At 67.2% G+C, this 23,400-nt stretch carries 10 protein-coding genes and 1 tRNA gene; 7 read left to right on the top strand and 4 right to left on the bottom strand.

The features are described 5' to 3' along the window. The first annotated feature begins 4 nt into the window (after positions 1–4). From mreD to O9320_17100, 3 genes are all read left to right on the top strand, one after another. Positions 5–520: a rod shape-determining protein MreD gene (mreD, locus tag O9320_17110; protein ID MCZ8312567.1), complete on the top strand. Its 516-nt coding sequence runs from the start codon at positions 5–7 to the stop codon at positions 518–520. 11 nt (positions 521–531) lie between these two features. Then, a complete protein-coding gene (gene mrdA / locus O9320_17105) occupies positions 532–2,406 on the top strand; it encodes a penicillin-binding protein 2 (GenBank protein MCZ8312566.1) in 1,875 nt (624 codons plus the stop codon). Positions 2,407–2,469: 63 nt separating this feature from the next. Continuing rightward, a tRNA-Lys gene (locus O9320_17100) sits at positions 2,470–2,545 on the top strand. 43 nt (positions 2,546–2,588) lie between these two features. Here O9320_17100 and O9320_17095 read toward each other — a convergent pair. Then, positions 2,589–11,345, bottom strand: a complete 8,757-nt coding sequence (locus O9320_17095; protein ID MCZ8312565.1) for a hypothetical protein — start codon at positions 11,343–11,345, stop codon at positions 2,589–2,591. A gap of 170 nt (positions 11,346–11,515) precedes the next feature. Between O9320_17095 and O9320_17090 the strand changes: the two genes are divergently transcribed. The 3 genes from O9320_17090 to O9320_17080 are packed head-to-tail and all read left to right on the top strand — an operon-like array spanning position 11,516 to position 16,679. Further along, positions 11,516–13,174, top strand: a complete 1,659-nt coding sequence (locus tag O9320_17090; GenBank protein MCZ8312564.1) for an ABC transporter transmembrane domain-containing protein — start codon at positions 11,516–11,518, stop codon at positions 13,172–13,174. Beyond that, positions 13,171–15,351: an ABC transporter transmembrane domain-containing protein gene (locus tag O9320_17085; GenBank protein ID MCZ8312563.1), complete on the top strand. Its 2,181-nt coding sequence runs from the start codon at positions 13,171–13,173 to the stop codon at positions 15,349–15,351. The genes O9320_17090 and O9320_17085 overlap by 4 nt, the downstream gene beginning before the upstream one ends. Continuing rightward, positions 15,348–16,679, top strand: a complete 1,332-nt coding sequence (locus O9320_17080) for an HlyD family type I secretion periplasmic adaptor subunit (GenBank protein MCZ8312562.1) — start codon at positions 15,348–15,350, stop codon at positions 16,677–16,679. Before O9320_17085 ends, O9320_17080 begins: the two co-directional genes overlap by 4 nt. Here O9320_17080 and O9320_17075 read toward each other — a convergent pair. Then, positions 16,666–16,941 carry a hypothetical protein gene (locus O9320_17075; protein ID MCZ8312561.1) on the bottom strand — a complete coding sequence of 92 codons (276 nt, stop codon included), beginning with the start codon at positions 16,939–16,941 and terminating at the stop codon, positions 16,666–16,668. The genes O9320_17080 and O9320_17075 overlap by 14 nt on opposite strands. A 159-nt stretch (positions 16,942–17,100) precedes the next feature. On the opposite strand from O9320_17075, the gene O9320_17070 reads away from it, so the two are divergent. After that, entirely contained in the window at positions 17,101–19,554 is a 2,454-nt protein-coding gene (locus O9320_17070) for a heavy metal translocating P-type ATPase (protein ID MCZ8312560.1), read from the top strand. Here the strand turns inward: O9320_17070 and ppc are convergent. After that, positions 19,551–22,310 carry a phosphoenolpyruvate carboxylase gene (gene ppc / locus O9320_17065; GenBank protein MCZ8312559.1) on the bottom strand — a complete coding sequence of 920 codons (2,760 nt, stop codon included), beginning with the start codon at positions 22,308–22,310 and terminating at the stop codon, positions 19,551–19,553. The two genes, O9320_17070 and ppc, sit on opposite strands and share 4 nt — an antisense overlap. A gap of 79 nt (positions 22,311–22,389) precedes the next feature. Beyond that, the gene (gene ispH, locus O9320_17060) at positions 22,390–23,310 is read right to left on the bottom strand and encodes a 4-hydroxy-3-methylbut-2-enyl diphosphate reductase (protein ID MCZ8312558.1); all 921 of its coding nucleotides are present in this window, start codon (positions 23,308–23,310) and stop codon (positions 22,390–22,392) included. Between the last annotated feature and the right edge of the window lie 90 nt (positions 23,311–23,400).

Raw genomic sequence — 23,400 nt, 5'->3', positions numbered from 1 at the left:
CCAGATGGTCGCGGCCGCCTTCGCCCAATTCGACCGGCTCGTCAAACGCGCATTGCCCGCCGCTTTGAGCGTGCTCATCGTCGCATTGTCGGTGGTGCCGGTCCCGATCCCCGAATACGCGGTGCTCGCCCCCAATTTCGCGCTGATGTCGGTCTTCTACTGGACCGTCCATCGGCCCGATCTGTTTCCGGCCTGGGGCGTGTTCCTGATCGGCCTGTTCGCCGACGCATTGTCCGGCGGTCTCGTCGGTCTCAACGCCTTCGTACTGCTGCTCGTGCACGCCACGATCATGTCGCAGCACAAGGTGTTTCGCGGCAAGGCGTTCTGGCTCGTGTGGCTCGCTTTCGTGATCGTGGCGTTCGGCGCCCAGCTGCTTGCCGCTATTCTCGGTTTTGCGTTCCGCGGCGGGCTGCCGGGCTGGCCGATCTGGCTGTCGCAATTCGCGCTGACGATAGCGCTCTATCCGGCCCTTGCGGCCTTGCTGGGTCGCATGCAGCGCCTGTTCCTGGGCGCGAGCTGAGGTCCCGTGCGATGCTGACCCGCAACGATCCCAACCGGCAGCGCAGTTTCACCCGGCGCCTTGCCTTGCTGGCGGCGGGCAAGCTTGCTTTGCTCGGCGTGCTGGGTTCGCGCATGTACTATCTGCAGGTCGTCGAAGCCGACAAGTACCGCATGATGGCCGACGACAATCGCATCAATCTGCGGCTGCTGGCGCCGCCCCGCGGCCGCATCCTCGACCGCGACGGCACGGTGCTGGCCGACAACCAGCTCAACTACCGCGTCGTACTTGTGGCCGAGCAGACCGGCTCGATCCCGGCCACGCTCGACACGCTGTCCGAAATCGTGCCGATCTCGGAGGCCGAGCGGCGGCGCGTGATGCGCGAGGTCGCGCGCAAACGAAAATTCCTGCCGACCACGGTCAAAGAGAATCTGAGCTGGGAGGACGTGAGCCGCATCGCGGTCAACGCGCCCGACCTGCCGGGCGTGATGATCGACGTGGGCTCGACGCGGCTCTATCCGCAGGGCGAAAGCATGGCCCATCTGATCGGCTACGTGGCCCCGCCCGCCGAGGCCGATCTCACCGGCGATCCGCTTCTGGAGCTTCCCGATTTCCGCGTCGGCCGCAACGGCATCGAGCGCATCTACGATCTGGCGATGCGCGGTCGGGCCGGCAACACGCAGCTCGAGGTGAACGCGCTCGGCCGGCCGATCCGCGAGCTGTCGCGCAACGAGGGCGAGCCGGGGGCCGACGTCACGCTCACGATCGACGCCGAATTGCAGCTGATGGCGGCCACCCGCCTCGCCAAAGAGGAGAGTGCCGCCGCCGTCATGATGGACGTCACGAACGGCGACGTGCTCGTGCTGGCCTCGCATCCGAGCTACGACCCGCACGAGTTCGCGCGCGGCATTTCGGGTCCGGCCTGGCGCGCGCTGTTGAACAACCACCGCGCGCCGCTGACCAACAAGGCCGTGTCGGGCATGTATTCGCCGGGCTCGACCTACAAGATGATGGTTGCCCTCGCTGCCCTCGAAAGCGGCGTGGCGCCCGAAATGCGCGTCTTCTGCCCGGGCCACATGGACCTCGGCGACAATCGTTTCCATTGCTGGAAGAGGGGCGGGCATGGCGGCGTCGACATGATCGACGCGCTGATGCAGTCCTGCGACGTCTATTTCTACGAGATGGGACGGCGCCTTGGCGCGGATCGTATGGCAGAGATGTCCCGGCGTTTCGGTCTTGGCCAGACGCTTGCGATCGATCTGCCGGGCGAACGTGCCGGCATCATCCCGACGCGCGCCTGGAAGCTCGCGCGCACCGGCAAAGGCTGGGCGCAGGGCGAATCGCTGGTGGCCTCGATCGGCCAGGGCTACGTGCTGACAACGCCCTTGCAGCTCGCGACGATGACGGCGCGCCTCGTCAATGGCGGCTACGCGGTGGTGCCGCATCTCACGCGCGATCTCGTGCAGGATCGGCGCATGATCGACCGCCCGGCCGGAAACTTCGCGTCGATCGGCGTGCAGCAAGCGCATCTGGCGCTTATGCTGCGGGCGATGCGCGGCGTGACCAACGATCCGCGCGGCACCGCCTTCCGCGCGCGCATCCTCGATGCTTCCTACGCCTATGGCGGCAAAACCGGCACCTCGCAGGTGCGCCGCATCACCGAAGAAGAGCGGCGCGTGGGCCTGCGCAAGCCTGATCAAGTGCCGTGGCGCGAGCGCGACCATGCTTTGTTCGTCGGCTACGCGCCAGTCGAGCAGCCGCGCTTTGCGATTTCGGTCATCGTCGAACATGGCGGCGGCGGCTCGGCCGTGGCGGCACCAATCGCGCGCGATCTGCTGCACGAGGCGATGAAACGCGAGAAACTGCGCCAGCCCGCGCCCGGTGCGCGCGTGGCGCAGGGGGCGTGAAGATTCGTTCTCGACAAGGGCCGGACGCTTTGCTATACGGCGCCCTCTTCTTCGCTTCGGCGAGGGCGCTTAGCTCAGTTGGTAGAGCAGGTGACTCTTAATCACCGGGTCGTAGGTTCGAGCCCTACAGCGCCCACCATCTTTTGACATGTCGGCACACTTTCAAGTGCGCCGGCGGGTCCCTACCACTGGAAGCGTTCCACGCCTTCGAAGGTGAGTTCGCTGCCGTCGGACATCACGACCGTGCCCGACACGTCTTGGCCCAGCGCGATCGTGCCGTGCGCCGACGCATCGGTCAGCACGGTGCCGTCGCTCAAAGCAAGCGTCCAACCGCCCGCACCCGGGCCGCCCACATCGCCCTGGATCGAGATCGTGTCGGTCCAGCTGGCGCCGAAGCCGCCTTGCACGATGTCGTTGCCCATGCCGACGCCGAAATAGGCGAGGTCGGAACCGTCGCCGCCTTGGATAAGATCGTTGCCTCCGCCGCCGGCGAGCGTATCGTCGCCGATGCCGCCGATCAGCGTGTCGTTGCCCGCCCGCCCGTCGAGCACGTTGGCATTTGCGTCGCCTGTCAGCGTGTCGGCGTTGGCACTGCCCGCGACGTTTTCGAAGCCGCTGATGCTGTCGCCCGAAGCATCGCTGCCCGATGCGGTGTTGGCCGCAAGGCTCACAGTCACGCCGCCGCCGGCCGTGCCGTAGTCGAGCGTGTCGATGCCCGTACCGCCCGCCAACGTGTCGTTGCCCGCACCGCCGACCAGCGTGTCGTCGCCGAGCCCGCCCGTCAGCGAATCGTTGCCGGCCCCGCCGGCGAGCAGGTTGGCATTGCCGTCGCCCGTAAGCGTGTCATTCGCCGAACCGCCGGTCAGATTCTCGATGCCCGACAGCACGTCGCCGCTGGCATCGCCCGCCGTACCGAGGCCGGTCGCAAGGCTCGCCGTGACAGCCGTCGTCGAGGTCGCGTAGCTTGCCGTATCGATGCCCGTCCCGCCCGCCAGCGTGTCGCTGCCCGCACCGCCGATCAGCGTGTCGTCGCCGAGACCGCCGGTCAGCACGTCGTTGCCGGCAAGACCCTCAAGAATGTTCGCGTTGCCGTCGCCGGTCAGATTGTCGGCGCCACTGCCGCCCGTCAGATTTTCGATTTCGGCGAACACGTCGCCGCTGGCATCGCCGACCGTACCGAGCCCAGTCGCAAGACTCGCGGTGACGGCCGCCGTCGAGGTCGAGTAGCTCGCCGTGTCGGTGCCCGCACCGCCTGTTAGCGTGTCGCTGCCCGAGCCGCCGATCAGCGTGTCGTTGCCGACCCCGCCGAACAGACGGTCGTTGCCGGCCATGCCGCTCAGCGTGTCGTTGCCGTCGCCGCCGTCGAGCAGGTTGGCGTTGCTATCGCCCGTCAGCGTGTCGGCGAGGGCGGAACCCGTCACATTTTCGATCGTGGCGAGCGTGTCGCCTTGTGCCGTACCGCCCACACCCGTACCGGCCGTGAGGCTCACCGTGACGGCCGCCGCCGATGCGCTGTAGTCGGCCGTGTCGATGCCCGTACCGCCGACCAGCGAGTCCGAGCCCATGCCGCCGACCAGACGATCGTCGCCCGCACCGCCGTCGAGGCGATCAGCCAAGCCGCTGCCCGTCAGCGTGTCGGCAAGGCTCGATCCGACGACCGTCTCGATGCCGGAGAGCACATCGCCTTCGGCATCGCCGCCGGTCCCGACGCCCGTCGCGAGATTGACCGAAACGCCGACGGTCGAGGTTGCATAGCTGATCTGGTCGTTGCCCGTGCCGCCGATAATGGTGTCCGCACCCGCGCCGCCCGCGAGCGAATCGTTGCCGGCTCCGCCGTCGATCACGTTTGCATTGGCGTCGCCCGTCAACGTGTCGGCATTGCTGCCGCCGGTCAGATTCTCGATGCCCGTAAACCTGTCGCCGTTGGCATCGCCCCCGGTACCGGTACCGGTCGCAAGACTCGCGGTGACCGACGCGGTCGAAGTTGCATAGCTCGCCGTGTCGGTGCCTGCACCGCCGGTCAGCGTGTCCGCACCCGCCCCGCCGATCAAAGTGTCGTTGCCCGCGCCGCCGTCGAGTATGTTGGCGGCAGTGTCGCCGGTCAGTTGATCGGCGAAGGCCGAGCCCGTGACATTTTCGAACGTGGCCAGCGTGTCGCCTTGCGCGTCGCCGCCAATACCTGTGCCGGTCGCAAGATTCACCGTGACTGCAGCACCCGACGCGCTGTAGTCGGCCGTATCGATGCCGGTGCCGCCGACCAACGTGTCCGCACCCGCACCGCCGGCAATCACGTCGTTGCCGGTATTGCCGTCGAGGCGGTCGGCACCCGTGCTGCCGGTTAGCGTATCGGCAAGTGTCGAGCCGACGATTGTTTCGATGCCGGACAAAACGTCGCCAGTCGCATCGCCGCCGGTCCCGAGGCCGGTCGCAAGATTGACAGACACGCCAGTGGTCGAGGCTGCGTAGCTGAGCTGGTCATTGCCCGCACCGCCGATGATCGTGTCGGCGCCCGCACCGCCGACCAGCGAATCGTTGCCGGCCCCGCCGTCGATGACGTTCGCGTTGGCATCGCCCGTCAGCGTATCGGCAAGCGTCGAGCCCGTGACGTTCTCGATGCCAGACAATACGTCGCTTGCGGCGTCGCCGCCGGATCCAGCACCGGTTGCAAGATTCACGGTCACGGCGGCTGTCGAGGCGCTATAATTGGCCGTATCGATGCCGGTACCGCCGACGAGCGTATCCGCACCCGCACCGCCGACCAAAAGATCGTCGCCACCACCACCGTCGAGGCGATCGGCCAGCGTGCTGCCCGTCAGCGTGTCGGCGAGGCTCGAACCGACGACGGTTTCGATGCCGGACAGCACGTCGCCCGCCGCATCGCCGCCGGAGCCCAGACCCGTCGCAAGATTGACCGCAACGCCTTGCGTCGAGGCTGCATAGCTGACCTGGTCGCTTCCGGCACCGCCGATGATCGTGTCGGCGCCCGTACCGCCGACCAGCGAATCGTTGCCGGCCCCGCCGTCGATCACGTTGGCGTTTGCATCGCCCGTCAAAGTGTCGTTGGCCGTGCCGCCGGTCAGATTTTCGATGCCCGAGAACACGTCGCCGTTGGCATCGCCCACCGTGCCGGTACCGGTCGCGAGATTCGCCGTCACGGCCGCGGTCGAGGTCGAATAGCTCGCGGTGTCGGTGCCTGCACCGCCCACAAGCGTGTCCGCACCGGCGGCGCCGATCAGCGTGTCGTTGCCGTCGCCGCCGCTGAGCATGTTGGCGTTGGCATCGCCCGTCAGAGTGTCCGCGAAGGCGGAACCCGTTACGTTTTCGATCGTGGCGAGCGTGTCGCCTTGCGCCGTACCGCCGACACCCGTACCGGCCGTGAGGCTCACGGTGACGGAAGCTGTCGATGCGCTGTAGTCGGCCGTGTCGATGCCCGTACCGCCGACCAGCGAGTCCGAGCCCAGGCCGCCGACCAGAAGATCGTCGCCCGCCCCGCCGTCGAGGCGATCGGCGAGTGTGCTGCCTGTCAGCGTGTCGGCAAGGCTCGAGCCCACGACCGTCTCGATGCCCGACAGCACATCGCCTTCGGCATCGCCGCCGGTCCCGAGGCCCGTCGCGAGATTGACCGAAACGCCGGTCGTCGATGTCGCGTAGCTGATCTGGTCGCTGCCCGTGCCGCCGATAAGCGTGTCGGCACCCGCACCGCCCGCCAGCGAATCGTTGCCGGCGCCGCCGTCGATCACGTTGGCGTTGGTGTCGCCCGTCAGCGTGTCGGCGGCCGTGCCGCCCGTGAGATTCTCGATGCCCGAGAAGCGATCGCCGTTGGCATCGCCGACCGTCCCCGTACCGGTCGCAAGGCTCGCCGCGACCGACGCGGTCGAAGTCGCGTAACTCGCCGTGTCGGTACCGATCCCGCCGGTCAGCGTGTCGGCGCCGGCACCGCCGATCAAAGTGTCGTTGCCCGCGCCGCCGTCGAGCACGTTGGCGGCGGTATCGCCCGTCAACGTGTCGGCAAAGGCCGAGCCCGTGACGTTCTCGAATGTGGCCAGCGTGTCGCCTTGCGCGTCGCCGCCAATACCTGTGCCGGTCGCGAGGCTCACCGTGACGGCAGCGCCCGATGCGCTGTAGTCGGCCGTGTCGATGCCGGTACCGCCGACCAACGTGTCCGCACCCGCACCGCCCGCAATAATGTCGTTGCCGGTATTGCCGTCGAGGCGATCCGCACCGAGGCTGCCGGTCAGCGTATCGGCAAGCGTCGAGCCGACGATTGTTTCGATGCCGGACAAAACGTCGCCGGCCGCATCGCCGCCGCTGCCAAGGCCCGTCGCAAGATTGACCGATATACCTGCGGTCGAGGCTGCGTAGCTGAGCTGGTCGCTGCCCGCACCGCCGATGATCGTGTCGGCGCCCGCACCGCCGACCAGCGAATCGTTGCCGGCCCCGCCGTCGATCATATTGGCGTTGGCATCGCCCGTCAGCGTATCGGCGAGCGTCGAGCCCGTGACATTCTCGATGCCTGACAATACGTCGCTTGCGGCATCGCCGCCCGACACCGCACCGGTGGCAAGGTTCACGGTTACGGCGGCGCCCGAAGCGCTGTAGCTCGCCGTGTCGCTGCCCGCACCGCCGACCAGCGTATCGCCACCCGCACCGCCGACCAGAATATCGTCGCCGCTGCCGCCCGAAAGCGAGTCGTTGCCCGCACCGCCCGTCAGGATATTCGCATTGGCGTCGCCGGTAAGAATGTCGGCGGCCGTGCCGCCGGTCAGATTTTCGATGCCGGAATAGACGTCGCCCGCAGCGTCGCCGACCGTGCCTGTGCCCGTCGCAAGGTTCGCATTCACCGCCGCCGTCGATGCCGCGTAGCTCGCCGTGTCGGTGCCGCTGCCGCCCGTCAGCGTGTCGGCACCAGCGCCGCCCGCAAGCGTATCGTCGCCGGCACCGCCGCTGAGTGCGTTGGCGTTCGCGTCGCCCGTCAGCGTATCGGCGAAGTTGGAGCCGACGAGATTCTCGATCGTGGCGAGCGCGTCGCCTTGCGCATCGCCGCCGCTCCCCGTTCCCGTCGCAAGATTGACGGTCACGGCGGCACCCGAAGCGCTGTAGTCCGCGGTGTCGAGGCCAGCACCGCCGACCAGCGTGTCCGCACCTGCGCCACCGACGAGCACGTTGGCATTCGCGTCGCCCGTCAGCGCATCCGCACCGCTGCCGCCGGTGACATTTTCGATGCCCGAAAGCGTGGCGCCAGTGCTCGTCGCCCCGGCTGCGAGATTGACGGAAAGGCCCGAGGTCTGATCGGCGAAGCTCGCCGTATCGATCCCGCTGCCGCCGATCAATGTATCGGCCCCGCCGCCGCCCGTCAGAATGTCGTCGCCAGCACCGCCGCTCAGCACGTTGGCGCTCGTGTCGCCGGTCAGCGTATCCGCACCGCTGCCGCCCGTGAGATTTTCGATGCCCGAGAATGTGGCGCCAGTACTCGTGGTGCCGGCCGTGAGATTGGCCGAAACACTCGCTGTTTCGTCGGCGAAGCTTGCCGTATCGATCCCGCTGCCGCCAATCAGCGTGTCGGCACCGCCACCGCCCGAAAGAACGTCGTCGCCCGCATCGCCGCTCAGCACGTTGGCGTTTGTGTCGCCGGTCAGCGTGTCGGCACCGCTGCCGCCGGTGATGTTTTCGATGCCCGAAAGCGTGGCGCCGCTGCTCGTCGTACCCGTTGCGAGGTTTGCGGTGAGCCCTGCCGTCTGATCGGCAAAGCTCGCTGTGTCGGTGCCGCTGCCGCCAACAAGCGTGTCGGCACCGCCGCCGCCCGAAAGAACGTCGTCGCCGCTGCCGCCGTCGAGCAGGTTGGCGTTTGCGTCGCCGGTCAGCGTATCCGCACCGCTGCCGCCGGTCAGGTTCTCGATGCCCGAGAGTGTGACGCCAGCGCTCGTTGCACCGGTCGCGAGATTTGCCGTGAGCGCCGCCGTTTGAGTGGCAAAGCTCGCGGTGTCGGTGCCGCTGCCGCCAACAAGCGTGTCGGCCCCGCCGCCGCCCGAAAGAAGGTCGTCGCCGCTGCCGCCATCAAGCACGTTGGCATTTGCGTCGCCGGTTAACGTATCGGCACCGCTGCCGCCGGTGACGTTCTCGATGCCCGAAAGCGTGGCGCCAGTACTCGTCGCCCCGGTCGCAAGATTCGCGGAAAGGCCTGCCGTCTGATCGGCAAAGCTCGCGGTGTCGGTGCCGGTACCACCGATCAATGTGTCGGCCCCGCCGCCGCCGACAAGTGTGTCGTTGCCGGCACCGCCGGTCAGGATATTGGCGCCCGCATCGCCGGTCAGCGTGTCGGCAGCGCTGCCGCCCGTGAGATTTTCGATGCCGGAGAGCGTGGCGCCGGTGCTTGTCGTGCCCGTCGCAAGGTTTGCGGCAAGGCCCGTCCGGTGGTCGGCGAAGCTCGCGGTGTCGTTGCCGGCTCCGCCGATCAGCGTGTCGGCCCCGCTGGCGACGATCGGTTCGTTGTTCGGATCGACCGAATTGCTCGGTCGCACGGGGTTGGTGCCGCCGCCGCCCGACAGGATGTCGTCGCCCGCACCGCCGTCGATGAGGTTGGCGCCAGCATTGCCCGTGAGCGTATCGGCACCGCCGCCGCCGATCAGGTTTTCGATCCCGATGAGGGTGGCGCCCATGCTGGAATTGCTCGACAAGAGGCTGGCGGTCAGGCCTGCCGTTTGATCGGCGAAGCTCGCTGTGTCGTTGCCGGTCCCGCCGACCAACCTGTCGTTGCCGCCGCCGCCGATGAGCACGTCGTTGCCAGCGCCGCCGGTAAGGGTATTGGCGCCCGCATCGCCGGTGAGCGTATCGGCACCGCTGCCGCCGGTCAGATTTTCGATGCCCGAAAGCGTGGCGCCGGTGCTCGTCGTACCGGTCGCGAGATTCGCGGAAAGACCTGCTGTTTGATCGGCGAAGCTTGCGGTGTCGTTGCCTGTACCGCCGACCAGCGTGTCGGCACCGCCGCCGCCGGACAGAAGATCATTGCCCGCACCGCCGGAAAGCACGTTGGCGCCTATGTCGCCGGTGAGCGTGTCGGCACCGCTGCCGCCGGTGATGTTCTCGATGCCCGAAAGTGTCGCACCGGTGCTCGTGGTGCCGGTCGCGAGATTCGCGGTGAGCGCTGCTGTCTGATCGGCGAAGCTTGCGGTGTCGATCCCGCTGCCGCCAATCAGCGTGTCGGCCCCGCCGCCGCCTGCGAGAACATCGTCGCCCGCACCGCCGCTGAGCATGTTGGCGTTCGCGTCGCCGGTGAGCGTATCGGCACCGCTGCCGCCGGTGACGTTTTCGATGTTCGCGTAGCTGTCGCCGCGATTGCCCGTCCCTGTCGCAAGATCGACGACGACGGAATCGCTTGCGGCGGCGTAGCTGATTGTATCGCTTCCCGCACCGCCGTCGAAGGCCTCGCTGCGCACGCTGTCGACGAAATTGTCGCTGCCGACGGTACCGTCGACGGCCAAGGCGCCGGTCGCAACCGAGGCCGCCGCGGTTTGGCTCGCCGATGTAGTTGCACCGCCCGCTTCGGCTGAGTTTGCGGTGAAGGCGAAGCCGCCGATTGCCGCTGCCGGGATCGTGTCGGCCGCGCGCACTTGGAAGGTCGCATCGAGGCGCCCGTCGGATCCGACGACGGCGCTGAAATCGATGGTGCCGCCCGTTCCGTCCGTGCCGGGCGTCCAGATCCCGCCGGCCGCATCGGTCACGATGAGCTTGTCCGGCACCGTGACGGTCGCGCTGTGGGTCTGCGAACCGTCATTGTCGTTGAACTGTGCGCCGAGCGTGACCCTGCCGGTCTCGCCGTTTACAAAAACCGTGTCGCTGCCGCTTGCACTTTGAACGGCGATCGAAACGGCGGTCGGTTGGTCGGCAACGCTGTCGATATCGACATAGAGCGTGCCGGTGCTTGTCGCCGCGTCGCCGCTGGCCGACTCGGTTGCGCGTGCTTCCACGCTCAGCGTGTAGCGGCCCGAACCGTCGGCGGGCGGCACGAAAGCGAGCCCGGCAAGATCGCTCGCGGAAAGCGTCCACGAGCCGTCGCCATTGTCGATGCCGGCACTCAAGCTGCTGCCGGCGGGCACGCCCGAAATCGTGACGCTTAGCGACTCCGACCCGTCGGCGTCACCAAGTGCTGCCCGCACATCGAGGGCGACTTGGCTATCTTCGGTGCCGTGCGCGTTTGCAAGCTGTAGCGTCGGCGCTGCGGCGGCGAGGTCGAGCGGTGCGGCGGCGACCGTTTCGGTCGGTTCCGTCGGCGTTGTGTTGGTTGCGAGCGGTTCGGCGCGTGCCGGTGCAGCGGCTGGTGCGGGGGCATCGGAAACGGGCCGCGCTGCCGTCGTATCGCTGCCTGCGCGCGCATTGGCGGTAGCGGTTGGGTTCGTTGCTGCCCGTGCGGCCGCGTCGGCGGGCGCATTCGCAAGCGTGGGGGCGGCAATCGTCTCGGGGCCGGCACCTGGGGCCGCAGGCGCGCCTTGCGGCGTGTCGGCATTCGGGATTGCGGCGGTCGCATCAGGCCCGGTCGCGCGCGCAGCACTCTCCGCATCGCGCGTCGGGCCGCGCATCTGGGCGGTTTGCAGCGTCGATTCCAGATTGGTCGCAAGCCGGTCGCCGGTCGCCAGTGAAGTGTTGGCGGCGGCGCTGTCATCGGCCGTTGTCCCCTGAAGCGCCGTCGCTTGCGCGATCTGAATGGTGCTGGCGACGATGGCTGGGCCGTCATTGACGGGCGGCGCGGGTGCGAAGCTGCGCTCGTCGCCCATCAATGTGCCGTAATGGACAGAACCCATTCCGGTTGCGTTGGTCGCGATGATCGAGGCGGGCGGCGGTGCCGGGGTTGCCTGCGGCTGAAGGGGTAAAGCGGGGGTCAGACCGGCGCTTTGCGCCGTCGCCAGGGCTTCATCGGCAATCACCGTCGATTTAGGGTCAGCCATATCCTCACGCATTCTGCAGAGTATTGATATTAATGGATAAATTCTGATAACTAAAATTATCGTCTTTTTTTAAGTTTGAGTCCAGCGAAATTATCAGTCATTATAATGCTCGCCTGAAGAATCAGGCCGCCGCGTCGCAGCGGCTGGCCGGGGGAGACGTCGCGCGCGCAATGGCTCAATTTGATCGCATACCGATGGGCGCCGGGCTCGGCATGGCGCTAAACCCGACGCTTTTGGTCGCTTCGCTTGCCCTCAATCTGTTCGGCGTGGCGTTGCCGATTTTCACGCTGCAGATCTACGACCGCGTGATCCCGAATGCCGCCAGCGACACGCTCGCTTTGCTGGTGCTGCTGCTGGCGACAATTCTGGTTGGCGAAGGGATTTTGCGCGGCGCGCGCAACATGCTGACGAGTTGGGCGGGTGCGCGCTTCGAGCATGCGGTTGGGTGTGCCGCGATCGGCCGCCTGCTCAATGCCGAGTATGTTGCCGTATCGCGCGATTCGGCCGGCACGCAGCTTGAGCGGCTGGGGGCGGTCGATCGCCTTCGCGAGTTCTACGCCAATCAAGGCGCGACGATTTTCGTCGATCTGCCGTTTGCGCTGATTTTCGCAGGGCTTATCTGGGTCATCGGCGGCTCGCTCGTTTGGGTCGTGGCGGCCGTATTCGCGGCGTTTGCGGTGGCGGCCCTCGGCGTGGCCGGATTCCTGCGCAGTGCGATCGCCGCGCGCGCGCAATCGGACGACCGCCGCATCAGCTTCATGATCGAAGTTTTGACCGGCGTCACCACCGTCAAGGCGTTGACGATGGAGCGCCAGATGATGCGCCGCTACGAACGCCTGATGGACCAGGCGGCGGCGGGGGCGCACCGCGTCACCAATCTCTCCAGCCTGTCGCAAACGCTCGGGATGCTGTTCTCGAACCTCGCGGTCGTGGCCGTGCTCGGCTACGGCGCATTGCAGGTGATCGACGGCGATCTCACGGTGGGCCAGCTCGCCTGCTGCTCGTTGCTCGCCGGGCGCACCTTGCAGCCGTTGATGCGCGCGATGGGCATCTGGACCAACTACCAGAGCATCCGCAACGCACGCGCACGGCTGCAAGCCTTGGCCGAACTGCCGCAGGAGCCGGTCGCGGGCGAGGCGCGCGCAGTGCGCGTCGCGGCCGGTGCGATCGAGCTGCGCGGTGTGGATTTCGGCTACGGCCCCGGCCGCACGATCCTCAAAGACGCCGATCTTTCGATCAAGGCGGGCGAATGTGTGGCGATCGTCGGCACCAACGGGACGGGCCGCTCGACCGTGCTGTCGCTTCTGGCCGGGCTCGTGCGCCCGCAAGCGGGCACGATCGCGTATGACGGCGCCGTGCTCAAAGCCGACGATGCGCGCCCCGGACCCGCCGAGATCGGCATTCTGCCGCGCCATGGTGTCGTGTTCCAAGGCCGTCTCATCGACAATCTGACGATGTTCCGCCGCGGCCCGATCGTGGACGCCGCCCTCGACGTATCGGCCCGCCTCGGGCTCGACGCGTTTGTCGCCGCCCAGCCGCAGGGCTACGAGACCGAACTGGGCGATCCCGAAGCGCTGCCGGGCGGCGTGCGCCAGCGTATTGCGATCGTGCGCGCATTGGCCGATGCGCCGCGCATCGTGCTGTTCGATGAAAGCAACAACAGCCTCGACCACGATTCGAACGATCGGCTTTTGCAGATGCTGCGCGAACTCAAAGGCCGCAGCACGCTGGTGCTGGTAAGCTACCAGCCCTCGGTCTTGCGCATCGCCGACCGCGTGCTCGAATTGCGCGACGGCCGCTTCCACGAACGCCCGCGAGGGTCCGCATGAGCGAGCCCGTCGCCCTGCCGCAACGCACGCGGCCCGACATCGCTGTCGTGCGCGCCGATCCGCTGGCCGAGGAACTGCGCCAGGGCAGGCTCGAAGCGTTCCAGGCGCATTCGCCTTTCACCGCGTGCCTGATGCCGCTTCTGAACGCGCTCGGCTGGCGCGGCGATCCGCGCGTGATCGTCGAAGCGCTGCCGCATTTCGCCGCCAATCTCGATCTCGACGGTTTGCGCAACGTGCTGGCCGAACTCTCCTTCGCGACCAAGCCCTACAAAAAGCGGCCCGACGAAATCGATCCGCGATTGCTGCCGTGCCTGCATGTGAGCCCGTCGGGGGCGCCGCGCGTGCTTTTGTCGCGCGAGGGGCCGCATATGCGCGTGTTCGACGCGCATGCGGGCGAAGAGCGCGAGGTGCTGGCGGCCGACGTGCCGCTGGGCTCGATCTATCTGATCGAGACGATCGAGACTTCGCGCGAAGAGAACGCGGCCCAAGCCTCGTTCATGTCGCGCCTGCTGCAGCGTTTCCGTCCCATTCTGGGCCAGCTTGCGCTGCTCACATTGTTCACCGATCTGCTTGCCCTCGCTTTCCCGCTGTTTTCGATGGCGGTGTTCGACAAGGTCGTCGGCACGCAATCGCGCGAATTGCTGCTCTCGCTCGCCGTCGGCATGGCAGTCGTGTTCCTGTTCGATTTCCTCATGCGCCTGCTGCGCGGCCGTCTGCTGGCCTATGTGGGGGCCCGCATCGAGCGTTTGATTTCGGTTGCCGTGCTGCGCCATCTCCTGCGGCTGCCCACGCAGTATCTCGAAGGGGCACCTGTCGGCACGCAGCTCGCACGCCTCAAGGAATTCGAGTCCGTACGCGAGTTTTTCAACGGCCCGCTCGCAGGTGTTGCGCTCGATCTGCCGTTCCTGTTCGTGTTCCTGATCGCGATCGGCCTGCTCGGCGGGCCGCTCGTATGGGTGCCGCTGGTGCTGGGCTTGCTCTTGGTCGTGTCGGGTTATCTCGGGTCGATGCTGCTGCAAGCACCCTCGCTGCGCGCCAGCAAGGCGCGCAGCCAGCGCCATGCGCTGTCGGTCGAAATCGTGTCGAACTTGCGCGCCATCAAGCAGATCGGCGGTGCCGATGCGTGGCTCGAGCGCTACCGCGCCGCGTCGGCCTCGGCTGTCGGCGAGGGGCGCAAGGTGCAGGCCACAAACGCGGTGCTGCAGACGTTTTCGCAAGGCCTCACGATGCTGGCGGGCGCCATCGTGCTCGTGTGGGGAGCCGCCCGCATCATCGACGCGCAAATGTCGGTGGGCGCGCTCGTCGCGACAATGGCGCTCACTTGGCGCGTGCTGTCGCCGCTGCAGGTCGGCATTGCGGCCCTGTCGCGCCTCACGCAGATCCGCCAGAGCCTCGCACAGATCGACCAGCTGCTGCGCCTGCGCCCGGAACTCACCGACCGTGCCACGCCGGCCGTCGTCCAGCGCGTGTTCCGCGGCCAGATCGCCCTCAATCGCGTGTCGCTGCGCTACCGCGCCGAAGCCGAGCCCGCCTTGCTCGGTGTGGATTTCGTGGCGAAACCGGGCGAGATGGTGGGTTTTGCCGGCCACTCGGGTGCGGGCAAATCGACCGCCCTCAAAGTGATGATGGGCCTCTACCAGCCGCAAGCCGGCACGGTCCAGCTCGACGGGCTCGACATCCGCCAGATGACGCCGGCCGAGCTGCGCCTGGCGATTGCGTATGCGCCGCAAAGCCGCCATCTCTTCTACGGCACGATCGCCCAGAACCTGCGTCTCGCAGCCCCTACGGCGAGCACGCCCGATCTGCATGCGGCTTTGGCCGAAGCGGGCGGCCTTGAAGAGGTGCTGGCCCTCAAAGACGGGCTCGACACGCAGCTCGGCGACCAGGGGGCAAGCGGCCTGCCGGCCGGCCTCCTGCAGCGCATCGCCTTGGCGCGCGTGTTCCTGCGGCCGGCTGCGGTTCTGCTGCTCGACGAACCCGGCCAGTGGCTCGACACGAATGGCGACGCAGCCCTCATTGCAGCCCTGCAGCGGCGCAAGGGCAAACAGACGATCATTCTGATTTCCCACCGCCCCAGCCATCTTGCGCTGTGCGACCGCGTCGCCACGTTCGACGGCGGCCGCATCGTGCAGATGCGCGCCAACCCATCCGCCTCGGTTCCCGGAGCCATTCGATGACGCTGCCCTCGACCGCGTTGCGGGCCGATCCTGCCCGCATCCGCTATCTCACCCTCGCGATCCACCTCGAAGAGGGCGGGGCCCCGTGGCTCATGCGCGCGGCTGTGTGGCTGATCGCGGCCCTGGTGGGCGGTGCCGTCGCGTGGGCGGCCTACACGAACGTCGCGCAGATCGCCCAAGGCCCCGGCGAGATCGTGCCGGCCGGCAGCGTGCAGCTTGTGCAGCATCTCGAAGGCGGCATCGTCGCACACATTCTGGTGCGCGAAGGCGACATCGTGGAAGAAGGCCAGCTGCTGGTCGAAATCGACGCGACGGCCGCGACCGCCGAGCGCGATCAGCTCGCCTCGCGCGAGGCAAGCTTGCGCCTGCAGGCCGAGCGCCTGCGCGCCTTCGCCGAGGGCCGCGTGGCCACGCTTGCCGAGGCGACCGAAACAGGCCTTTCGGCCGACCAAGCGGCGATCCTGCGCACGCAGGAGCGCGCGCGCACGAGCCAACGCGTGGTCCTCGAACGTCAGCTCGGCGGCAGGCGTGCGGATCTCGAAGCGCTGCTGAGCCAGCGCCGCACGCTCGAGCGCCAGATCGAAATCACCAACGAAGCGCTCGGCATGCGCCAGCGCCTGACCGACCAGGGCCTCAATTCGCGCATCACGCTGCTCGACGTGCAGCGCGAAATGAACCGCGTGCAGGGCGAGCTTTCGACCGCGACCGTCAATATCGGGCGTGCGCGCGAAGCGGTCGCCGAGGCCGAGCAGCGTCTGATCGAACTCGACAGCCGCCTTTCGGCCGACGCAATGCGCGAAGTAGGCAGCGTCACGGCCGAACTGCGCCAGGTCGAGGAGGCGCGCGTGCGCCTCGACGACCGGGTCGCGCGCACCAAGGTGCTGTCGCCGGTGCGCGGCGTGGTCAAGGAAATGCGCGTGCGCAGCGAGCGCGGCGTGCTGCCGCCCGGCGGCACGCTGCTCGAAGTGGTGCCGATCGGCCGCGAACTCGTCGTCGAAGCGCGCCTGCCGCCCAACGATATCGGCCAGGTGCGCATCAGCCAGCCGGTCGCAGTCAAGATCTCGACTTACGACTTCGCGCGCTTTGGCAGCGTGCCGGGCACGCTCACGAGCCTGTCGGCCTCGACCCTCGTCGATCCGCAAGGACGCACCTACTACAAAGCGGTCATCAGCCTCGACAAAAGCTACGCAGGCGACGATCCGGCGCGCAATCCGCTGCTGCCGGGCATGACCGTGCTGGCTGACATCAAAACCGACGAGCGCAGCGTGCTGCGCTACATGCTCAATCCGGTCTACCGCGCCCTCGACCAGGCTTTTAGCGAGAAGTAGCCGCGCGCAGGCGCATCACGATGTAGAAAGCGATGCCGAAGACCGCGATGCCGAACAGCGGCCAGTACCAATAAAGCGCCAGTTTCGGGATGCCGCCGAAGGCGGCACGCGTGCAGCCCGGCAGGCGCAAGCCGGAAAAACTCTGGCAGTAGCGGTATATCGGGCTTTGCAGCCACGCTGCGAGCGTGCCAAGCACGCCGCCCATCGTGCATACGGCGATGGCGGCAAACGAATGCGCCGGTTTCCAGACGAATGGCACCATCGGTCGGCAACCTTTCTTCGCGTGCGGCCGACCCTAGACCGAAACGAACGGTCGGGCCAAGCCCGTCGCAATTCGGGCGCAAATTGCGCGCACAAACGCGCGTCTTGACCTTGCCGCCCGGGAAGGGTTCATGACTCTGTCGCAAGGAGCCGTATCCCGATGCCCGACGACGCTCGAACGAAAGACACCGCTTACGCGATCCCGGTCGACGGAATGAGCTGTGCGTCGTGCGTGGCGCATGTCGAAAAGGCGTTGGCGCTTGTCCCCGGCGTTGCGTCGGCCAGCGTCAATCTCGCGACCGAACAAGCGCGCGTCGTGCTGTCCGATCCGGCTGCGTTGGCGAAGCTTGGCCCCGCGATCGAAGCGGCCGGCTATTCCGTGCGCAATGCGAGCGCCGAATTCGCCGTGTCCGGCATGACCTGCGCTTCGTGCGTGGCGCATGTCGAAGCGGCGGCCAAACGTGTGCCGGGCGTGCTCGAAGCGACCGTCAATCTCGCGACCGAGCGCGCGCACATCGTCTATCGTGATGGCATCGCCGATCCGGCCGCAATCGTGCGCGCGATCGCGGATGCGGGCTACGATGCAAAGCTGGTTGGGTCCGAGGCGGCAGGGCAAGCGCCGCACGACGAGAATGCGACCCTTGCACGCCGCCTGGTTCTTGCGGCCGTGCTCGGCGCGCCGGTTTTTGTCGTCGAAATGGGCGGCCATATCTTCCCGCCGCTGCATGGTTGGGTCCATGCCGTTTTGTCGCCCGTCTTCGTCGCCTATGCGTCGCTGGTGCTGACCACGCTTGTGATGTTCGGGCCGGGTCTCGGTTTTCAGCGCGTGGGCCTTGCCAATCTGCTGCGCGGCACGCCCGACATGAACACGCTCGTCGCGGTCGGCACGCTCAGCGCCTATCTCTATTCGCTGGCCGCAGTCGTGGCGCCCGATCTCATGCCGGCGGGTGCGGCCCATCTCTATTTCGAAGCGGCCGTGTCGGTCGTCGTCCTCGTTCTGCTCGGCCGTTATCTCGAGGGGTTGAGCCGCGGGCATGCGCGCGATGCGATCGCAAGGCTCGGTCGGCTGCAGGCCAAGACCGCGCGCGTCGAGCGCGACGGCGTCTTCGTCGAGGTGCCGATCGCGTCGGTCGTCGTCGGCGACCGGCTGCAAGTGCGCCCGGGCGAGCGCATTGCCGCCGACGGCACGCTTGCGAGCGGCCATTCCTATGTCGACGAGTCGATGGTCACGGGCGAGCCCGTGCCCGTCTTCAAGGAAGTCGGCGCAGCCGTTATCGGCGGTACCGTCAACCAGAATGGCAGCTTCGTTTTCGCGGCAACGAAGGTCGGGGCCGATACGATGCTGGCGCAGATCCAGCGCCTCGTCGAAAACGCCCAGGCCGGTAAGCTGCCGATCCAGGCGGTCGTCGATCGCGTGACGGCACGCTTCGTGCCGGCCGTGTTCGCGGCGGCGGCGACCACGTTTGTGGCCTGGATGCTGTGGGGCGGCGCCGATGCATTTGGCCTTGCACTCGCCAATGCGGTCGCCGTGCTGATCGTCGCGTGCCCGTGTGCCATGGGCCTCGCCACGCCGATTTCGATCCTTGTCGCCAGCGGGCGTGCGGCCGAGCGCGGCATTCTGTTTCGGCGCGGCGAAGCGCTGCAGCAGCTGGGGACCGTTACCCTCGTCGCGTTCGACAAAACCGGTACGCTCACCAAGGGGCGTCCCGAGCTTACCGACCTCGTTGTCGTCCCAGGCTTCGCGGCCGACGAAGTCTTGGCGCTGGTGGCAGCACTTGAAGAATCGTCCGAGCATCCGATTGCCGCCGCGATCGTACGGGCAGCGCACGACAAGAAGCTCCCTAGCCTGCCCGTTGCGGATTTCGCCGCCGAGCCCGGCTTGGGTGCGCGCGCGCGCGTGGGCGGTCGCGACGTCGTGGTCGGCGCCGACCGCTATCTCGCGTCGCTCGGCATTTCGGTCGCAAGTTTCGCAGACGCGACAGCGGCACTCGCAAAAGTCGGCAAATCGCCGATCTTCGCCGCAATCGATGGGCGCTTGGCTGCCCTTGTCGCGGTCGCCGATCCGATCCGCGAAAGTGCTAAACCCGCAATCGCAGCTTTGTATGCGGCGGGCCTCGCAACCGCGATGGTCTCAGGCGACAATCGCGCAACTGCAACCAGCGTTGCCGCCGAACTCGGCATCTCGCGCGTGGTCGCAGAAGCAATGCCCGCCGACAAACTCGCCGCCCTTGCGGCTTGGCGCGCGGAGGGAGAAACGATCGCGTTTGTCGGCGACGGCATCAACGATGCGCCCGCTTTGGCGCAAGCCGATATCGGCATTGCGGTGGGCAGCGGCACCGACATCGCGATCGACAGTGCGGACGTGGTGCTCGTCGCGGGCGACCTTGCGGCAGTTGCGCAAGCCGTGGCGCTCTCCAAAGCCACCATGCGCAATATCCGCCAGAATCTATTCTGGGCCTTCGGCTACAACGCGGCCCTCGTGCCGGTTGCGGCGGGTGCCCTCTATCCGTGGTTCGGCATCCAGATGTCGCCGATCTTTGCGGCCGCCGCGATGGCCGCCTCGAGCATTTTCGTGGTCGGTAACGCGCTGCGCTTGCGCCGCTTCGGGCGCTAGCCCGTATTGCGCATGCCCGCTGCGATCGCGTTGACCGTCAGCAGCAACGGATGGCGCCACGCGGCCCCATCGGATTTGCGCGCGCGCGCGATCAAGGCCGCCTGCAGCGCGTTCATCGCGTCGAGATAGGGTTTGCGCCGGTCGAGCGACAGAGCGAGCAGTGGATTGCCCGCAAGCGGGGCATTGCCGGTTATCCGGCGCAGCATGCGCGCGGTCGCCTCCAGCTCGCCGGAAATCGCGGCGAAGATGCGCTTGGCCGCGATTTGATCCTGCGCCAGCGGCATGTAGAGGCGCGCGATCTCGCTCGAGGCTTTGCTCTCCGCCATCGCGACATTGTCGACGAGATTGCGGAAAAACGGCCAGTCGCGATGCATGCGCCGCAACAGTGCGAGATTGCCAGGCGCTTCCTGCGCGAAGGCCGCGACTGCTTGCCCCACGCCGTACCACGCCGGTAGGGCAAGCCGCGCTTGCGACCAGCCGAACACCCACGGGATCGCGCGGATCGCACGGATGTCGCGACCGGCCTTGGGCCGATGCGAAGGCCGCGAGCCGATATTGAGAAACGCCAACTCGTCGACCGGCGTGGTTTCGTAGAAATAGTCGAGAAAGCCCGGGCTCGCGACGAGCTCGCGATAGACTGATTCGCCGAGCTCCGCCAGTCGCGCCATGGCGGCCGCCCAAGCTTGCGGGCGCGCACCCTTGCGATAGGGCGGCCCCAGCGATTTTTTGAGTAGGCCCGTGAGGGCGACGGTGAGTTCGTAGGCGGCGGTATCGCGGTTCGAGTATTTGAACGACAGCACCTCGCCCTGTTCGGTGAATTTGATGCGCCCGTTGGCCGCATCGCGGGGGCCTGCGAGGATCGCATCGTGCGTCGGGCCGCCGCCGCGCGCGTGGCTGCCGCCGCGACCGTGGAACAGCACGTACGCGATGCCCGCTTGTTTGAAGATCTCGGCAAGCCGCGTCTGCGCGCGGTGCAGCGCCCAGGACGACGCCAGAATGCCGCCGTCTTTGCAACTGTCGGAATAGCCGAGCATCGCTTCCTGCAAACCCCCCGACGCCGCAAGGATCGCGCGATACACTGGCCGTGCGAGCAAAGCTTCGACGATGCCGGGGGCGGCTTCGAGATCGGCGATGGTCTCGAACAGCGGTGCGACGCGCAGATCCATCGCAAAGCTGCCGTGGCCCCGCGGCTCGAGCAGGCCTGCGAGGCGTGCGAGCAGCAGCACTTCGAACACCGCACTCGCACTGCCCGCCATCGATACGACATAGGTCTCGACCGATTTGGCGCCGAACTCGGCATGCAGGGCCGCAATGGCGCCGAGCGTTTCCAGCGTTTCGCGCGTTTCGGCCGAGAGCGCACTGCCGAGCAGAACCACCGGCCCCGGACGTGCCACGAGCTCTTCGAGCATGTCGAGGCGCGTTGCTTCGTCTTGGGCGAGGTAGTCGGGCAGGCCCGGAATGCCGGCAAGGATTTCCTGCACCGCATCACGATGGCGCTTGGCTTCCTGGCGCACGTCGAGGCGTGCCAGATGGAAGCCGAACACGCCGACGAGGCGCTCGAGATCGAGGAGCTGCCCGTCGGCGAGGCGCGCATCGCCGTCGTGGCGCAGGGCTTGCCGCAGCGCGGCGAGGTCGCTCGCGAACGCGGCGGCATCCGGATAGGCCTCGCCCGGGCAGGGGGCATCGCCGCCTGCCAGCCGCATTTCCGTCCAGTCGAGCCGGGCCTGCAGTCGGAAGCGGATATAGGCAAGCTTGCGCCGATAGGGCTCGCGCTGCAGCCGCTCGGTGAATTCGCCGAACACGGATGCCGCATAGAGCTTGTCGTCGGCCAAGAGCCGGCCTGCGAATGTCGGATCGAGATCGATATAGGCGGCCGATTGCGTGAGCCGATCGGCGAGCGCTTCGGTGCGGCGCAGATATTCGCGCAAGACCTCTCGCGACTGGGCGCGCATGGCAAACAGCGTTGTTTTGGCCGTCACGTTCGGATTGCCGTCGCGGTCGCCGCCGATCCACGAGCCGAACGCGAGCAGATGCGGCGGCGGCGCGCAGCCTTGCGGCAACGCGGCCGCAAAGCTGCGCAGCGTGTCGGCAACCGCGTCGTAGAGCGCCATGCGGAAAAACAGCAGGCCGTTGGCGATCTCGTCGGCCACGCTGAGCCGTTCGGCGCGCACCGTGTCGGTTTTCCACAAGGTCGCAATCTCGTCGCGGATTGCATCGACCTTGTCGGCATAGAGCCGGCTGCGCGGATCGCGGTCGACCAAGTCCGCCACGAGATCGTAGAGGCGGCGATGGCCGCGCTGCACGGTCTGCCGACGCGCCTCTGTCGGGTGTGCCGTCATCACCGGCATCAGGGCGAGATCGGGCAGCAAGGCGCGCACGCGCTTGGCCGAGGCGGCCGTGCCGAGTTGCGCGAAGGTCTCGGGAAACGAACGCGGCCACGCCGCATCGGCCTGCACGCGCTCGTTGGCGCGCCAGGCTTCCTCGACGATATTGACCACTGCGAAGAATAGTGCGAACGCGCGCGCAAGCATCACGGCGCGGTCGGGTTCGATGTCGGCAAGGCCCGCCGCCAGCTTCGCGATGGCCTTCGTGTCCGGCTTGGCGTGGCGGCGCAGAGCGACGAAACCTTGGCGCAGCGCTTCGAGGGCGGCATAGGCCGCGTCGCCTTCTTGGGCGCGTACCGTTTCGCCGACGAGCCCGCCCAGAAGTTTGACGCAGCCGCGCATGGCGCGTTCGCGTTCGGCTCGGTGCGGCATGGGGATCGACCTCGTCCGGCTGTAGGGGCTTAAGAAGCGCCGGGCGTGTCCGTGCAAGAAGCGTGCAGAATTGCGGTAGCTAAGCCAGAACGGTCGGCAGGCGGAACTGCATGGTTTCGCGCACGCCGTCGAGTACGGCCAATTCGACCGGATGGTGTTTGCGAATGCCGTCGATCAGCGCATCGACGATCGATTCGGGCGCTGAGGCACCCGCCGTGATGCCGAGCGTTTCGACCGTGTCGAGCCAGCGCCAATCGACGCCATCGACATCGTCCACAAGATAGCTCGGCACGCCGCAATCGACCGCGATTTCGCGCAAGCGGTTCGAGTTGGAGCTGTTGGCAGCCCCCACGACCAGAACGGCATCGACGCGTGCCGCCAGATCGCGCACGGCCGTCTGGCGGTTCTGCGTGGCGTAGCAGATGTCTTTCGTGTCGGGTCCTTCGATGGCCGGAAAGCGCCGTTGCAAGGCTTCGGCGACCGCGCGCGTTTCGTCGACGCTGAGCGTGGTCTGCGTGACGTAGGCAAGATGCTCAGGGTCCGCGACTTTGAGGCTCGCGACGTCGTCGACGGTCGCGACCAGATGCACGCGCCCGTCGATCTGGCCGAGCGTGCCGACCACTTCGGGATGGCCTTCGTGGCCGATCAGCACCACTTCGTAGCCTTGGGCCGCGTAGCGCCGGCCCTCGATATGGACTTTTTTCACGAGCGGGCAGGTTGCGTCGATCGCGGCAAGGCCGCGCCGCTCGGCATCGCGCTCGACTTCGCTCGGCACGCCGTGCGCGCTGAAAATCGCCACGGCTCCGGTCGGAATTTCGGCAAGCGACTCGACGAAGATCGCACCTTGCGCCTTCAGCGCATCGACGACATGGCGATTATGCACGATTTCGTGGCGCACATAGACGGGTGCGCCATATTTGGCGAGGGCCCGCTCGACGATCGCGATCGCGCGCACGACGCCTGCGCAAAAGCCGCGTGGCTGGGCCAGTATGACGCGCATCGAGACTATCCCCCTTCATCTCGCCGTCTTGTCGCATGCAAGTGTCGCAAACTCGCAGGTTGTATGCAAGAAACCTTGCAGCATCGCGCC

Origin of the sequence: Magnetospirillum sp. (assembly GCA_027532905.1) — a bacterium.
GTDB lineage: Bacteria > Pseudomonadota > Alphaproteobacteria > CACIAM-22H2 > CACIAM-22H2 > Tagaea.
This window is presented reverse-complemented; position numbering and strand designations above follow the sequence as displayed.